At 61.6% G+C, this 14254-nt stretch carries 12 protein-coding genes; 1 reads left to right on the plus strand and 11 read right to left on the minus strand.

Features of this window, described 5'->3' with window-relative positions; translation table 11 throughout:
- Positions 1–29: 29 nt before the first annotated feature.
- From FPL22_RS15815 to FPL22_RS15860, 10 genes are all read right to left on the minus strand, one after another.
- Positions 30–2324: a sodium:solute symporter family transporter gene (locus FPL22_RS15815; protein WP_144354005.1), complete on the minus strand. Its 2295-nt coding sequence runs from the start codon at positions 2322–2324 to the stop codon at positions 30–32.
- A gap of 264 nt (positions 2325–2588) precedes the next feature.
- On the minus strand, positions 2589–3974 hold the full coding sequence (locus FPL22_RS15820; RefSeq protein ID WP_144354006.1) for an ethanolamine ammonia-lyase subunit EutB: 1386 nt from the start codon (positions 3972–3974) through the stop codon (positions 2589–2591).
- Positions 3975–3977: 3 nt separating this feature from the next.
- Positions 3978–5012, minus strand: coding sequence for a phosphotransferase enzyme family protein (locus tag FPL22_RS15825; protein ID WP_144354007.1), 1035 nt, complete (start codon positions 5010–5012; stop codon positions 3978–3980).
- Between the two features lie 13 nt (positions 5013–5025).
- Entirely contained in the window at positions 5026–6300 is a 1275-nt protein-coding gene (locus tag FPL22_RS15830; protein ID WP_144354008.1) for a class-III pyridoxal-phosphate-dependent aminotransferase, read from the minus strand.
- Positions 6301–6303: 3 nt separating this feature from the next.
- Positions 6304–7005, minus strand: coding sequence for a cysteine hydrolase family protein (locus tag FPL22_RS15835; RefSeq protein WP_144354009.1), 702 nt, complete (start codon positions 7003–7005; stop codon positions 6304–6306).
- Positions 7006–7016: 11 nt separating this feature from the next.
- A complete protein-coding gene (gene fabG, locus FPL22_RS15840; RefSeq protein WP_144354010.1) occupies positions 7017–7793 on the minus strand; it encodes a 3-oxoacyl-ACP reductase FabG in 777 nt (258 codons plus the stop codon).
- Between the two features lie 48 nt (positions 7794–7841).
- The gene (locus FPL22_RS15845) at positions 7842–8660 is read right to left on the minus strand and encodes an ABC transporter permease (protein ID WP_144354011.1); all 819 of its coding nucleotides are present in this window, start codon (positions 8658–8660) and stop codon (positions 7842–7844) included.
- 13 nt (positions 8661–8673) lie between these two features.
- Positions 8674–9576 (minus strand): ABC transporter permease, encoded by a 903-nt coding sequence (locus FPL22_RS15850; protein ID WP_238991451.1) that lies wholly within the window; start codon positions 9574–9576, stop codon positions 8674–8676.
- A complete protein-coding gene (locus FPL22_RS15855) occupies positions 9573–10676 on the minus strand; it encodes an ABC transporter ATP-binding protein (RefSeq protein ID WP_144354012.1) in 1104 nt (367 codons plus the stop codon). Before FPL22_RS15855 ends, FPL22_RS15850 begins: the two co-directional genes overlap by 4 nt.
- A gap of 64 nt (positions 10677–10740) precedes the next feature.
- Entirely contained in the window at positions 10741–11922 is a 1182-nt protein-coding gene (locus tag FPL22_RS15860) for an ABC transporter substrate-binding protein (RefSeq protein WP_144354013.1), read from the minus strand.
- Positions 11923–11999: 77 nt separating this feature from the next.
- On the opposite strand from FPL22_RS15860, the gene FPL22_RS15865 reads away from it, so the two are divergent.
- Entirely contained in the window at positions 12000–12917 is a 918-nt protein-coding gene (locus tag FPL22_RS15865) for a LysR substrate-binding domain-containing protein (protein WP_144354014.1), read from the plus strand.
- Between the two features lie 21 nt (positions 12918–12938).
- Here FPL22_RS15865 and FPL22_RS15870 read toward each other — a convergent pair whose 3' ends face one another.
- Positions 12939–14204, minus strand: a complete 1266-nt coding sequence (locus FPL22_RS15870) for an MFS transporter (RefSeq protein WP_162525337.1) — start codon at positions 14202–14204, stop codon at positions 12939–12941.
- Between the last annotated feature and the right edge of the window lie 50 nt (positions 14205–14254).

Below are 14254 nucleotides of genomic sequence, written 5' to 3' on the forward strand. Positions count from 1 at the left end.
CCATGCGTGCGCAGGAACGGCGCGGGCGATCAGTCCTGTTTCTCGTGGGTGCGTTCCTCGAAGATGGCCTTGTCGGCGACGGACACGTGTCCGTCCACCTGACCGTTGTCGAGGGGGTTGTCCACGCGGGCCTCCAGATCCTTGAAGAGGCGCTTCATATCGATGATGCCGCCGATCAGGAACCAGAAGGTGGAGACGATACCGACCACACCGGTGACACACAGGCTCGTGATGAAGAAGTAGGTGCTCCACCACTCCGTCGGCCAGGGCGAGATCATGTTCCAGATTAGCACGGCGACGAAGCAGAGGCCGAACTTGTAAACGATGGCGTAGCCGACCACTGACCAGGCGATGATTTTGTCGCCGCGTGTATATTCCGGGGTGATGCCGACAAGGGCCTTGGCCACGTTACCAGGCGTCCACTTGAACGCCGGTTTGGCCTGACCTTCGACATCGTAAATGCCGCGATGAAGCAGGCGGTCGAGGTTGTAAGGAGTCTTGTAGGTGAGCAGTGATCCGACGACGTAGGCTACGATACCGGTGATCATCGACATGAAGTAGAGCTCGTAGGAATTGATGGGGAATTTAACCGCGTCCATCTGCCAGACGACGTAAGGATGAAACGGAGAGGAAACCGTTTCAAGGAAGCGACCGAACGGCACATCCCAGCCCTGACCGTGGAGCCAAGGGTAAAGGTTGGACGCCCAGGTGCGCTGAACGATGAGGCCGCCGATCGAGAGGCCGGAGCCAAAAATCAGTGAACAGAACGCGCCTGTCGTCGTGCCGAAGCGGCTGTAGAGACCGAAGATCATGATCGGGCCGGCACCGCCCAGCCACATGCCGGTCATGATCGTCGTGAACATGTTGATGTAGTCGAGCTGGACGAAGAACAGCGACACCACGAAGAAGAAAACGCACACGGAGGTGGAGCAGAGGCGCAGGGCGAGGAGGTGCTGCTCCGGAGTGAATCCTTTTTTGCGCAGCGGCATCACGATGTCCTGAATGATCGTCGAGGAGGCGTTGAACACGCGGGAGTCGTCGGTGGACAACATCAGCATGATCATGAGCAAACAGAAGAGCCCCATGAGACCGACGGGGAGCAGGTTCTTGATGGCGACCGGCAGCATCATCTGCTGGTAGAGCGTGCGGAATTTCTGGAACTGGACGTTGCCCTCGGGCGTGTTGCCCAGCGTCTCGCGGGCGGTCTGGAGATAAGGCGTGTCGATATTGTCCTGGCGTGAAAGCGGCGCATCCACACCGATTTGGTGCTGGGCCACCGGGAGCGCCGCGATGTTGGCGTCGAGCCGGGCGCGCAACGCGGGATCAACGACCGCTTCAGCCGCGACTTGCTGCGTCAGCTGCTGCCGGATTTCGTGCGCCTGGTTGGAAAAGCTCCGGTGCGTCATCAGCGTGATGATCATGACCGCGACCAGCAGCAGCATGAGGTTGGAGTAAAGGGTGCGCCAGGTGCCGAGAATGCCGGCCATCTTTTGCTCGTGCGGGGTGCGACCGCAGTTGGATGTGTCGTTGCCGATCCAACTGGCCCGGTTAAGGATGTTGCCCATGATCGTCACGACGAGGGCGAAGATGTTAAAGTCCCTCAGTTTCTCGATGTCGAAGGGGTTGATGAAATTCTCACCGTCAACGCGGTCCATCATCACCGGGGCGATGGTGTCGTGCCACCCGAAATGAAGGAAGATGTAACCGGCGATGATGACGAAAATCGGGTAGCTGATGAGGCCCTGGAAGGCATCGGTGATCAGCAGCGAGATGCGGCCACCCGGCCAGATGACCAACATGCACAGAACCAGAGACGCACCCACGAGCAGGGCGAACATCGGCAGCGCCAGACCGAAGATCATGATCTTGTGCGGCAGGCCGAGGAAATAGATGAAGAAGTTGGCCGCGATGGCCGGGCCGATCGCGTTGGTCAGCATTTCCGAAAGCGTGCGCAACGAGGCCGCCACGATGCGGAATTTGCGGTTGTAACGCATCTCGAGGAACTGGCCGATCGAAAGGGAGCGCGTCGCGCGGAAACGATAGACGCAGTAACCGGTCAGACTCATGGCAATGCCCACGGGGATCGTCAGGTATTCCCAAAACGAGAGCGCGTAGCCGACCTGATATTTCGATTCGACCAGCGCGACCAAGGCGATGACGCCGAGGCCGGAAGTCATGTCACCCGCCGAGAGCACGTAGCGGCCGGCCACGCGACCGGCGGCGAGGAAGTCCACCACACCGCGCACGTATTTTTTCGAATACACCGCGAGCCAGAGAATCAAAACCACAGGAACGATTACGATGAGCCAGTCGAGCCAATGCATGGGGAGTTTACTGTGTAGGGTTATGCGACGAAGTTGCCAAAGTATCAGCAGGCCGTAAGCACCCATCGGGGCGCAACCCTTTTAAAGCATAGCAATCAAGACGATAAGACCGGGTGAAGCGCTGTATTCGAACGGCTGCGTGGCGGGCCTATGACCAGCACACGCGGAATCCGCGATTCACCTCTTTAGGGCTGACCTGAGATGCAGCCCCAGCGTTGTCGAAACGAAGGGCGCGAGGGATTCAACAACGCCAAAGAAAAGGGGTTACGCTGAGATCTTCGCGCTGGCGAGCAGTGCATGCTGGCCGGTGACGGGGAGAAGGCGGCGGCCGTCGCTCGCGATGCGCATTTTTTCGAGCCATTGCTCGAACTCAGGGGCGGGTTTTAGGCCGAGAACTTGGCGGAGATAGTGGCTGTCGTGAAATGAGGTAGATTGGTAACCGAGCATGATGTCGTCGGCGCCGGGGATGCCCATGATGAAGTTGCAGCCCGCCACACCGAGGAGCGTGAGGAGGTTGTCCATGTCGTCCTGGTCGGCTTCGGCGTGGTTGGTGTAACACACATCCACGCCCATCGGTAGGCCGAGGAGTTTGCCGCAGCAGTGGTCTTCGAGGCCGGCGCGGATGATTTGTTTTCCGTCGTAGAGGTATTCCGGACCGATGAAGCCGACGACCGTGTTGACGAGGAGCGGTTTGAACGGACGCGCGACGGCGTAAGCGCGAACTTCGCAGGTCTGCTGGTCGAGTCCGTGATGCGCGCCGGCCGAGAGGCACGAGCCTTGGCCGGTTTCGAAATACATGCAGTTGTCGCCGACCGTGCCGCGTTTGAGTGAGAGAGCGGCGGCGTGCGCCTCGGCGAGTAGCGCGAGGTTGATGCCGAAGCTTTTGTTGGCCGCCTCGGTGCCGGTGATGGATTGGAAAACGAGGTCGACGGGCGCTCCGCGTTGCATGGCCTGGAGCGCGGTCGTCACGTGGGCGAGGATGCAGGACTGCGTGGGGATTTCGTAGCGGTGGACGAGTTCGTCGATGAGACGGAGAAGCGTCTCCATCGCAGGCACGCTGTCGGTGGCCGGGTTGATGCCGATCACGGCGTCGCCGCAGCCGTAGAGGAGTCCGTCGAGGATCGAGGCGGCGATGCCCTGCGGGTCGTCGGTCGGGTGGTTGGGTTGGAGACGGACCGCGAGACGTCCTGGCAGGCCTATGGTCGATCGGAAGGCGGTGACGACGCGGCATTTTTTGGCGACGAGGATGAGGTCCTGGTTGCCCATGAGCTTCGACACGGCGGCGACCATTTCAGGCGTGAGACCGGGGGCGAGCGCGGTGAGGACGGTCGAATCGGTTTCGTAGCGGAGGAGCCAGTCGCGGAATTGGCCGACGGTCAGGCCGGCGATGGGCGCGAAGGCGGCGCGGTCGTGGCTGTCGATGATGAGGCGGGTGACCTCGTCGGCCTCGTAGGGAATGAGCAGGTCTTCGAGAAAGCGGGCGAGCGGGACATCGGCGAGGCAGAGCTGGGCGGCGATGCGTTCCTCGGCAGACGCGGCGGCGACACCGGCAAGCACGTCGCCGGAACGGTGCGGCGTGGCCTTGGCCAGCAACTCGGCGAGCGTGGCGAAGGTGTGGCGCGTGCGGCCGATGGTGGTCGCGAAACTCATGCGTCAGTTAAAGCGGGAAAGGTAGGCGTCGGCGAGGTCGCAGGTGTCGGTCGTGTATTTAGGGCCCATCGCCTGGGCTTGGGCGGTGTCGGCGTGGGAGCCGATCCAAGCGACGAGGAGCATGCGGCGGAGCATGATGAAAGTGGGGATTTCCGCGATTTCCTGTTTCGAGAGGCGGCGTTGGCGGGTGTAGCCGCCCAGCCACGCATCGATGTAGGCGGGGACGTCGGGGTGCGTTTCGATGAAGCTCAACGCGGCGGCGAGGTCGTAGATGAACCAGGAGTGTCCGCAGTCGTCGAAGTCGATCACGGCGACTTGTCCGTCGTGGACGAGGAGGTTGGCGGCGCGGAGGTCGGCGTGGATGAGACCGAAGCGAGCGCGGTCGTAGCCGATTTTATCGACGCGGCGGCGGATGACGGGGAGGACGCGGGCGAGGTGTTTCTTTTTGGCGGGCGTCATGCCGAGGCCGTTTTCCCAGCGGCCCCAGTGTCCGGAGGGGCCGACCATGGTGTCGAAATCCCAGCGTTCGCGGAGGATGGGATGATCGGGTTTCCAGCCGGCGGCGTGGCGGTGGAGTTGGGCGGTGACTTCGCCGAGGAGGGCGAAGGAAGCGAGGCGGTTGGTGTCGTCGGGCTCGGTGCCCTCGACGAATGTCATGAGGACGCAGTGACGAGGCTCAGGAACGGCGGGGTGCCAAACATGTTGGACGAGTTCGCCGTCGAGTCCAGGCAGCGGCTCGGCGGTGAGAATGGACGTATCGCGCTTGAGGGCGCGGACCCACGAGAGCTCGGTGGCGATGTAGTTGCGCGGGTGATACCCGGGGCGGTTGATGCGGAGGACGCGCCGCGGACCGGACGGCGGCGTGATGAGCCAGGTGGCGTTCTCGGAGTAGTTGAGAAGCTTGATCGCGGACGCAGGATGGAGTCCGAAGAGCGGGAGCGCCTGTCGGGCGAGTTGCTCGACGCGTCGGAGCTGGGCGCGCGTGGGCAGCGCGGAGAAAGCGGCGGGCGTGATCGGAGTTTTTAACGCAGAGGACACGGAGGTCGCAGAGTTAGAAACTGGATGCGGCGGCGGAGATGCCGGCTTCGGTGAGGGTCAGGATTTCGTCGCAATCGGCGGGCGTAAGGAGGAGGCCGGGTTTGAATTGGAGGACGCGCGGGTCGAGTTGCGAAAAAATCGCCCAGATGCCTTTCGCGTAGAGTTCGCGCATGACGATTTTCGCGCCTTCGGGGTGCGTGTTGAACTCGAGGCCGAAGATCACACCGCGCTGGCGGATGCCCGTGAAGAAGGCGTGTTTTTTCTGAATGGTCTCGAGGCCGGCACGGAGTTTCGCGGCGATGGCGTCCACGTTGGCGATGGTCTCGGGGCGGAGGGTGATTTCGAGGGTCTTTAGGGCGGCGACGCAGCCGAGTTCGGAACCGCCAAAGGTGGAGATATGGCCCCAGCCGTCTTCGTTGAGCCAGCCGCCGCCGGCGGCGTTGGTGATGACGGCGCCGATGGGATAGAGGCCGCCGCTGAGGCCTTTGCTCGTGACAATGATGTCGGGCGTGACGCCGTAGCCGGTGATGCCCCAGAGGTTGCCGGAGCCGCAGCGCATGAGTCCGGTCTGGACTTCGTCGGCGACGTAGAGGGAGCCGTATTTTTCGCAGAGGGCTTTGACGGCGGGGAGGTAGCCGTCGGCGGGGAGCGGGAAACCGTAGGTCGCGGGGATGGTTTCCATGATGACGCAGGCGGCATCGCCGAGGGCGAGCGCGGCCTCCATGGCGGCGAGGTCGTTGAAGGGAACCTTGACGAATTCGTCGGGGCGACCGGCGCTCATGAATTGGTCGGCGTAGCGTCCGTCGGCGGTGCCGAGGGCGAGTCCGGTGTGGCCGTGGTAGGCTTTTTCGATGGAGATGATTTTGCGGCGCTTGGTTGCGTAGCGGGCGCACTTGAGGCCGATGTCGATGGCTTCGCCTCCGCCGCTGGAGAGGACGGCGTAGCGCATGTTGGACGGCGCGGTGGTGACGAGTTTTTTGGCGAGCGCGGCTCGGCCGATGGCGGGGAAATGGTGGTTCCCCATGTCGAAGTGATCGAGGGCCTCTTTGAGTTCGGCGATGATCTCGGCGTTACGATGGCCGAGGTTGTAGGTGCCGCCGTTGAGGTGGAGGTCGATCAGGCGGTGGCCCGACATGTCGTAGAGGTGGTAGCCTTCGCGACGGCCGATGACGAGGGGCGTGCCGCGTTGGGCCCAGGCGCGGACCTTGTCGGGGTTCCAGTATTTGGCGCTGTCGGCGAGGACGGCTTCCTTGGTTGCATTGAGGAGAGAGTCGATGAGGGCTGACATAAATTAGGCGGGGTTGAGGGCTGAAAGCGTTTCGTCGGTGGTGAGGACCTGGCAGTAGATGTTGTTGATGATGGTGAGCTCGGCGCGGTGGAGTTCGTCGGTCGCGGCGGCGCAGGCGTCGTCCACGACGATCACGTTGAAACTTTCGTCGGCGAGGGAGCGCACGGTGCTGGCGACGCACTGGTCGGTGAAGATGCCGCAGACGACGACATTGCGGATGCCTAGATTGGATAGGAGCAGGCGGAGGTTGGTGCCGGTGAGCGCGCTATCGGTGGTTTTGGTGATGACGATTTCGTCGGCGAGCGGGGCGACTTGCGGGAGGATTTGGGAATCGGCGCCAATGTGCGGGAGGAGGAGGTTGTTGAAGCCGGGACGGGCGTGACTGAGGGATCGGTCGCGGCCGTCCTTGGTAAGGCAGGCGATGCGAACGAAGAGGACTTCGCGTTGGGTGCCGCGGAAATGCGCGAGGAGGCGTTGCGTGGCGGGGAGCACGGTGCCGGTCATGCGTTCGCGGAAAGGCGCCCAGCGGTGCCACTCGGCGATGTCGGCGGGCGTGGCGTGAGGCGGCGTGGCCTCGGGCAGGTAGGCGACTTGAAGGTCGATCACAAGCAGCGCGGTTTTCTCCGGGTCGAGGACGATGTCGGGGATATCATCCCCGTTCATGGTTTCGTAGTAGAAAGATCGATACGCGGTGCGCCAGCTCATGGTGATTTTGCTCAGGCGGTGAGCGCGGCGGGGGACTCGGGGAGAATCTGGCCACCGTCCACGGTGATGGTTTGGCCGGTGATGTAGTTGGCTTCGGCGGAGGCGAGGAAGGCGGCGGCGTGGCCGATGTCTTCAACGGTGCCGAGTTTGCCGAGCGGGACGCAGGCGGCGGTGGCGGCGATGTAGTCGGCGCCCATGCCGATCAGGCCTTCGGTAAGAATGTTGCCGGGAAGGACGGCGTTGATGGTGATGTTATCCTTGGCGAATTCGATGGCGGCAGTGCGGAGGAAACCAAGTTGGGCGGCTTTGGTGGCGCCGTAGTGCGACCAGCCGGGAAAGCCGGTGATCGGGCCGGTGATTGAGGACGTGAGGACGATGCGGGGCGCGGTGCTCTTTTTGAGATGCGGGAGGCACGCTTGGATCGAGAGGAACATGCTTTTCACGTTGGTCGCGAAAATGCCGTCCCACGCCTCTTCAGTCATGTCGGCGAACTTGAGCGCGGGGAAGGCCCCGGCGTTGGCGCAGAGGACGTCGATGCCGCCGTAGAGCGACACGGCGGTCGCGGCCATGTGATCGACGCCGGCGCGGGTCGCGACATCGGCTTGGCAGAAGGCGACGGTGCCGCCGGCGGCGATGAGTTCGGCGACGGTCGCCTCGCCTTCGGACGTGGTGCGGGCGACGACGAGGACTTTGGCACCGTGTTGCGCGAAGATGCGGGCAATGCCTTTGCCGATGCCTTTGCTGCCACCGGTGACGATGACTGATTTGTTTTTGAGGGAGGCTGACATGGGGAGATTTTTTAGACGAAACAGCGCGGCCGTTCCGCTACGGGACGGTCAATGCGACGAGGTGGAGTGGCGGGACTTGCGGGTGCTCCAGCGGACAATGGCGAAGAGGGCGATCACGAGGATGATGGCGACGCCGACGTTGATGACGCCGACTGCGGGAACCATCGGTTGATAACCGCTGGTCATACGGGCGTAGAGCCACTCGGGCAGCGCGCTGTCGGCACCGGTTGTGTAGAGCGAGAGGGCGAAATTACCCCACGAGAGCAGCACGGCAAAACACGTGGCGCTGATCATGCCGGGGAGCAGAAGCGGGATGGTGATCTTGCGCATAATCTGCCAGCGGGTCGCGCCCATGTCGCGGGCGGCTTCTTCGAGCGATTCGTCGAGTCCGTAGGCTTGGATCGAGATGATCAGCGTGGTAATGGGCGCGATCCACACGGTGTGCGCGATGGCGGCGGTCCACCAGGCGGTGGTGACGTCGAGGAAGCTAAACCACATGAGCAGGGCGAGTCCGAGCACCGACTGGGGAAAGAAGAGCGGCAGAAGCACGAGGCGCTGGAACGTCTGGCGTCCGCGCCAGCGGTAGCGGGCGTAGGCGAGCGCGGAGAAAAAGCCGATGGCAACCGAGGCGACGGCGGTGATGCCGGCGATGCGCAAACTCACGCCGACGAAATCATGAACCTGCGGAGAGTTGATCGCATCGTTATACCATTTAAACGTCATGTCGTCCGACGTGTAAGGAAAGGAGAAGAAGCGCTTCTTGGAGAGCGAGGCGACGATGATGCAGAAGACGGGGAAGTAGAACACGAGCAGCACGAGGCCCGCGTAAAAACTGAAACCGGTTTTCTGGGTGCGAGTGACAATCATGGTGTGTGACGGGTCATTCGGACGGTTTTTTGCCGAGGAGTTTTTCGAGGTCGAAGCGGCTGAGCGCGAAGAAGACGACCACGGTGGTCAGCGCGATGAACATCGTCGAAAGCGCGGATCCGAGCGGCCAGTTTTGCGCGTAGGTGAACTCGGACTCGATGTCGGAGGCGATGGTGACAACCTTTTGTCCGCCGAGGATTTTTGCCTCGGAAATCGCGCCGACCGAAAGCACGAACACGAGCAGCGAGCCAATCATCACGCCGGGCATGGCGAGCGGGAGGTCAATTTTTTTGAAGACCTGCCAGCGGCTCGCGCCGAGATCGAAGGCGGCTTCACGGACTTGGTCGGGCACCATCTTCACACCGAGCACGAGCGGAAAGAGCATGAACGGCAGATAAACGTAAACCATGCCGAGAATGATCACCGGGATGTTATAGAGCAGGGAGTCGATCTGGAGCCCTAAGACCTTGGAAAGCGTGCCGCCAACCACACCGTTTTTCATGAAGCCGATGACCCAGCCGAAAAGGCGGATATTTTCGGAAACGAAAAGCGAGGTCGCGATGGCGTAGGTGATGAAACTCGCGGCACCCCTGAAGATCTTGGCCATGGCAAAGGCCAGAGGGAAACAGATGACGAGCAGGATGACGACGGTAACGGAGGCGAGGCCGAGCGACCAGAGGGCGGATTTGAAATACGTCTGGTTGAAAATCGTCTGGTAGTTTTCGAGGGTCGGTGCCTGCAGAAGACTGAAGGTTTTCGGCGGCATGAATCCGAACCACACGACGCAGAGGAGAGGCGCGACGAAACCGAACAACATGAGCAACGCAAACGGCGAGGCGGAGAGCGCGCCGATGAGACCGGGCAGGCGCTCAAGCAGCCGTGGCTTTTGCGGAGTGACTGGAGACGCGTCGCTCATGATTCGAGGATCTGACTGTCAGCAAGGTCCCAGCCGAGGATGGTGTCGGTGCCAGAGGCGCGCTCTTCGCGGAGACGCTCGACGGTGAGCGTGCAACCAGGGACCACTTCGACGTGATATTGGACACGCGAGCCAAGGGAGAACTGGTTGAGGATGCGCACGGGCACGGTGTTGCCAGCGGTCTCGCCGGGGTCGATGAAACGGAGCGATTCAGGACGGATGAGCAGCTTGCGCTTCGTGCCGGCGTCGAGCGGTGCAGGCAGGTTGAGCACGAGCGGCTTGCGACCGGTATCCCATTCGGCGGTGGTGCCGCCGGAGGCGGTGATATCCAGGAGGTTCACTTCGCCCATGAACTCGGCGACGAAGGCGTTTTTGGGAGAAGCGTAGATTTCGTCGGGTTGGCCGATCTGCTCGATCATGCCGGCGCGGAGAATAGCGACGCGGTCGCTCATGACCATCGCCTCTTCGAGCGAATGGGTGACGTAGCAGAAGGTCTTTTTGGTGCTGCGCTGGATGTCCTTGAGTTCCTTCTGAAGTGTTTTGCGCAGGCGGGCGTCCAAGGCAGAAAGCGGTTCGTCGAAGAAAAGGATGTCGGGGTCGTAGGCCAGCGCGCGGGCAAGGGCGACGCGCTGGCGTTCGCCACCGGAGCACTGGGTGACGTTTTTGTCGTAGTAGCGGTTGGGATCGAGGTGGAGGAGCTTGAGCAACTCCCAGGCTCGCGTGCGGCGCTCGCTCTCACGCTCACCGCGGATCGCGAGCGGAAACTCGACGTTTTTGCCCACGGTCATGTGAGGGAAAAGGGCGAGCGACTGGAAGACCATGCAGGTCGGGCGCTTGTTGGGCGCGAGGTCATTGACGATTTTCCCCCGTAGACGAAGTTCGCCCGTAGTGGGTTTTTCCATACCCACCAACATGCGGAGAAGCGTGGTCTTTCCGCTGCCGCTGGGGCCGACGAGCGTGAAGAACTCGCCGTCGGCAATCTTGAAACTGACGTCATTGACGGCGGTGAATTTTCCGAAGCGCTTGGTGACGTTGGCGACTTCTAGTATGGGCGTGGCGGAATCATCCATGATCGGGCGATAGGTGCAGGCGGGAGTCATCCGCAGGCCGCGTCGAAAAGAGCGGCAGCCTGCGGAAGGAAACAAACAACAGGAGGCCAGGAACTCAGCCCTCGCGAGTGCGCTTGGCCTCGTTGTAGATCGAGGTGAGCAGGTCGTTGTCGGGCACGACTTGGTAATCGACGCTGCGCGTCATATCGGCCTCGAGCGTGTCCCACTGGAAGCAGTTGAGTTCGTCTTTCTTGAACTTGGCGAAGACCTCGGGCTGCGACATCTGGGTGACGGGATTATGCGAAGCCTCGGCCATGGCGACGGTATGGCAGATGTCGGGACGCTGCACGTATTCGAGGAAGTCCTCGGCGAGCGGGCTGACGTCGGGATTGTTGACGACTGATGTGACCTCGAACCACTGGAGCGAACCCTTGCCGCCCTCGAGCGGTCCCCTTAGCGGCGAGACGTGATAGACCTCGCTGAAGCCTTCCTTGCGGGCGACGGAGCACGTGTAGGTGCCGCCGCTGTAGATGGCGTCGATCTCGCCGTTGATGAGCGCCTGGTTGAGCTGGGCGGGATCGCCGCCGATCATCTTGGCGTTGGCGAAGAGAGTTTGCGCGGTCTTTTTGAAGAGCTCGACCTCCTCGGGCGTGTGCATCTTGTAGGGCGAGAAACCGGCGGTGATACACATGTGCATCACGTTCCAGTTGTCCCACGCGAGCAGGCCGTATTTGCCCTTCATTTTCGGATCGAGGAACATGGGCAGGCCTTGGTCCTCGGCGGTCTTGACGGAAATTTTCTTGGTATTGACGACAAAGTTCATCGGGCCGAAGCGCTGCATCATGCCGATGAGTTCCTTGCCGTCGGGCGAGAGGGCAAAGGGGTTAATACCCATCGTCTTGTTATAGAACATGGGCATCATCTTTTCGATGTAGGGCTCGAAGCGCTTACGATCGAGCGGCTTGATGAGCTTCTCCTTCCACATCTGCTCGCGGGCCCAGCATTGGTTGAGATTGATCAGGTCCCAGACCTTGATTTCGCCGGCGCGGAGCTTGTTGATCATGCTCGGATCGTCGGTGCCGGACTCGGCTTTCAAACTGAGCCCCTTGTGCATGCCACGGAAAGGATTCAGGACGTTGTCACTGTTGTAGCCCTCCCAGCAGAGAATGTTGAGCTCCTTGTCGCGCTTGCTGGCGGCAAACGAGGTGGAGGGCAGGGAGGTGAAGGCAAGGCCGGCGGCGGCGGTGCCGGCGATTTTCATGAAATCGCGGCGGTTGTAGTTGTGCGTTGTATTCATGTGGAAGATGGCGAACCGCTTCGAAGATAGCAGGCACGATACCAGCTTACTAATGGCACCAACTATACTCTCCATAGATGCCATCTATACTCAATCATGCCGTCGAATTGCGGCACCTCCTTTACTTCCAGGCACTGGCGCAACACGGGAGTTTCACGCGCGCGGCCGCGGTGATCGGCCTGCGGCAGCCGACGCTTTCACAGCAAATTCACCAAATGGAAAAGGCGCTCGGCGTGCCGCTGTTCGACCGCGCACGGAGGCGCTGCCGCCTTACCTCGGCGGGCGAAATGCTGCTGCCTTACGTGCGCCGCGTGCTCGCGGAAATGGAAAACCTGCGGAGCTCGCTGGACGACCTTAGTGATTTGAAACGAGGTTCGCTCACCGTGGCGGTGCTGCCCTCGGTCACTCATCAGTTACTGCCGCTCGCGCTGGAAAAATTCCATGAAGATTACTCCGGTATCCAAGTCCGGATACTTGAGATGTCGGTCGACGAGATGGAGCGCGCGCTCGTGATGGGCACGGTGGAGCTGGGGATCGGCCATACGCCCCCAGCCGAGACCAGCCTGAGGCACCAATCGCTTTATGCCGAGGAACTGGTAGCGGTGGTGGCCACTTCCGACCGGCTGGCACGGCGGGAATCCGCCACAATGGAAGAAATCAGCACGCGTCCGCTGCTGGTGCCGCCGCCCGGCTACGGCACGCGAACCCTGCTGTTAAAGGCCTTCGCCAAGGTCCGGCGCACCCCGAACTTCGCGTTGGAACTCAGCTCGGTCGACATGCTGCTGCACATGGTGGCGGCGGGCAGCGGACTGGGCATCGTGCCGTCGTCGGCATTGTGGGGCCGCGTCGCCAAAGACTACGCCGTGGTGCGGATCATCCGCCCCACCCCTAAGCGCCAGATCGGTTTTCTGACGTTACATGGCGTTCACACGCGGCCGGCGGCCGAGGCGTTTATCCCGATCGTGCGCGCAGTGGCAAAAAACCTCGGCGAGTAACCAGCCGCATACGCGCACCACTCAAGTCTCGTTACGCGCGACGGCGACCGACGGCGTCAGCGACAATGGAAGCAGGATCACCAAGCCCACCACGAAGAAACCGGCGTTGACGAGAATCGCCGTGCGAAAGCCAAAGTGCGTCGCCAACACACCGAACACCGGCTGACCGATCACGCCCGCCAGCTTGGTGAAGAATCCCCAGAAGCCAAAAAACTCTCCGCCGCGTCCTTCAGGTGTGAGCGTGGACACCACCGCACGTCCGGCGGATTGCAACGCACCCATCGCAATGCCCGCCAGCGCGCCGATCCCGTAAAACTGCAGTTTGCTGGAGCAATACGCGCCGGCCACGCACACGAAGATCCACAGGATGAGCGAAAGCGACAGGGCGAACTTGGGACCTGCGCGATCCTGCAAAAGACCGAAGCCATAAGCGCCCGCGACACCGGACAGCTGCAAAACCACGAGCAATTTGATGAATTCTTCCGGCGTCATTTTGAGCACGCCATCGGCATAGCCGCCTGCAAATGCCACCACGGCCACGAGGCCAGCCGTGGAAAACATGAGCGACACCAGAAACGCCGCCAGCGTGCGATGACTCGGCAGTTCACGCAGCGAACGCAGATTCGCACCCCAGGCCTCCGCGAACAAAGTCCGCCCCGGCGCCAGCGTGCGCGGACGTGCACGTTCACGCACAAGCAGCAGGGTCGGCAGGCTCGCCAGCATAAAAAACACGCCCGTCATCACAAAGGTCCACGGCACGCGCCCTTCCCCGCTTTTAATGATCAGCAGCGCCAGCACCAGACTCAGGAGGCCGCCAAAATACCCGAAACTCCAACCATAACCGGAAATGCGTCCGGCATTTTGCGGCGTGCTGATCTCGGGCAGGAATCCGGCGCACAGTGTCTCGCTCAACGAGAAAGCGAAATTCGCGAGCACCACGAGCACGAGCGCGAGCAACGGCTCGCCCGGACCGACAAAATAAAGACTGGCCGTCGCCAGTGAACACACGATCGCGGTCGCCATCAGAAATTTTTTCTTACTGGCCTGCACGTCGGCCAGCGCGCCGATAAACGGTGACACGATGATTGCGCCTAATTGTGAAACGGCCAGCGCCACGCCCCACCAAGTCGAGGCTTCGGCGGCTCCCGACATCACGACCTTTTGGAAATACACGAAGTAGACCGCCGTGATGATGATCGTCGTAAACGCCGAATTCGCGAAGTCGAAACAGCACCAACCAAAGATCTCACTTTTCTTAACCGGTGCTTGGTCGGCGGGTTGGCTCATGTGCCGCGGAGTGAAGGCATACGCATTCACCGGCGCAAGCTGCGAGACTC

The sequence above is a fragment of the Rariglobus hedericola genome (assembly GCF_007559335.1).
Taxonomy (GTDB): Bacteria; Verrucomicrobiota; Verrucomicrobiia; order Opitutales; family Opitutaceae; genus Rariglobus; species Rariglobus hedericola.

What these genes read in the sequence shown, in the direction of transcription:
- FPL22_RS15815 (WP_144354005.1), bottom strand. Translation starts at nt 2,324, where the DNA reads ATGCATTGGCTCGACTGGCTCATCGTAATCGTTCCTGTGGTTTTGATT.
- FPL22_RS15820 (WP_144354006.1), bottom strand. Translation starts at nt 3,974, where the DNA reads ATGAGTTTCGCGACCACCATCGGCCGCACGCGCCACACCTTCGCCACG.
- FPL22_RS15830 (WP_144354008.1), bottom strand. Translation starts at nt 6,300, where the DNA reads ATGTCAGCCCTCATCGACTCTCTCCTCAATGCAACCAAGGAAGCCGTC.
- FPL22_RS15835 (WP_144354009.1), bottom strand. Translation starts at nt 7,005, where the DNA reads ATGAGCTGGCGCACCGCGTATCGATCTTTCTACTACGAAACCATGAAC.
- fabG (WP_144354010.1), bottom strand. Translation starts at nt 7,793, where the DNA reads ATGTCAGCCTCCCTCAAAAACAAATCAGTCATCGTCACCGGTGGCAGC.
- FPL22_RS15845 (WP_144354011.1), bottom strand. Translation starts at nt 8,660, where the DNA reads ATGATTGTCACTCGCACCCAGAAAACCGGTTTCAGTTTTTACGCGGGC.
- FPL22_RS15850 (WP_238991451.1), bottom strand. Translation starts at nt 9,576, where the DNA reads ATGAGCGACGCGTCTCCAGTCACTCCGCAAAAGCCACGGCTGCTTGAG.
- FPL22_RS15855 (WP_144354012.1), bottom strand. Translation starts at nt 10,676, where the DNA reads ATGACTCCCGCCTGCACCTATCGCCCGATCATGGATGATTCCGCCACG.
- FPL22_RS15860 (WP_144354013.1), bottom strand. Translation starts at nt 11,922, where the DNA reads ATGAATACAACGCACAACTACAACCGCCGCGATTTCATGAAAATCGCC.
- FPL22_RS15865 (WP_144354014.1), top strand. Translation starts at nt 12,000, where the DNA reads ATGCCATCTATACTCAATCATGCCGTCGAATTGCGGCACCTCCTTTAC.
- FPL22_RS15870 (WP_162525337.1), bottom strand. Translation starts at nt 14,204, where the DNA reads ATGAGCCAACCCGCCGACCAAGCACCGGTTAAGAAAAGTGAGATCTTT.